Here is a 550-nt window from a genome sequence, read left to right on the forward strand (position 1 = left end):
GCGGCGCAGGGCGGCGGCCGTGGTGGCGGGGCCGGCGATCCGGGCGGCGACCAGGTCGGCCGCGTACTCCTGGCGGCGGCTGACCGCCTCGGTCAGGCGCAGGCACAGCTTCGCGTACGCGGTGAAGACGAGCGCCAGGTAGTGGTCGGGCCCTCGCGTACGGCCCCGCTTCAGAGGCGGCGGCCTGCCCTCCGCACGGCGCCGGGCAGCCTTCGCGGCGAACTCCGCCCGCTCCTCCGCCTCCTCGCGCGCGGCCCGCTCCCGCAGCGTGCCGACGGTGTGCGCCAGCCGGTCGCACAGCGCCGCCACCACATGGCCCAACCGGGTGTCATGGTGGGCGTAATGGCCCAGTTCGTGCCCGAGCACGGCGTCCAGCTCGGCCCCGGGCAGGCCCAGCAGCAGGGCCACGCCGAGGAAGAGCCGCCGCTCGCCCGGGACAAGGCCGAGCCACCGGGCGTCCTCCCGCACCATGGCGACGGCGCCCGGGACGATCCGTATCTCCGCGGGAGCAGCCGGAGCTGTGGGAGCACGTACGGCGGCTGGCCGAGCG

General features: G+C 76.9%; 1 protein-coding gene. It reads right to left on the reverse strand.

The window, feature by feature from the left end:
• On the reverse strand, window positions 1–471 hold a 471-nt coding region (locus tag CCN72_RS38390), incomplete at its 3' end, for a M48 family metalloprotease (RefSeq protein WP_158101465.1).
• Window positions 472–550 lie beyond the last annotated feature (79 nt).

This window comes from Streptomyces murinus (assembly GCF_002154555.1).
Classification (GTDB): Bacteria; Actinomycetota; Actinomycetes; order Streptomycetales; family Streptomycetaceae; genus Streptomyces; species Streptomyces murinus.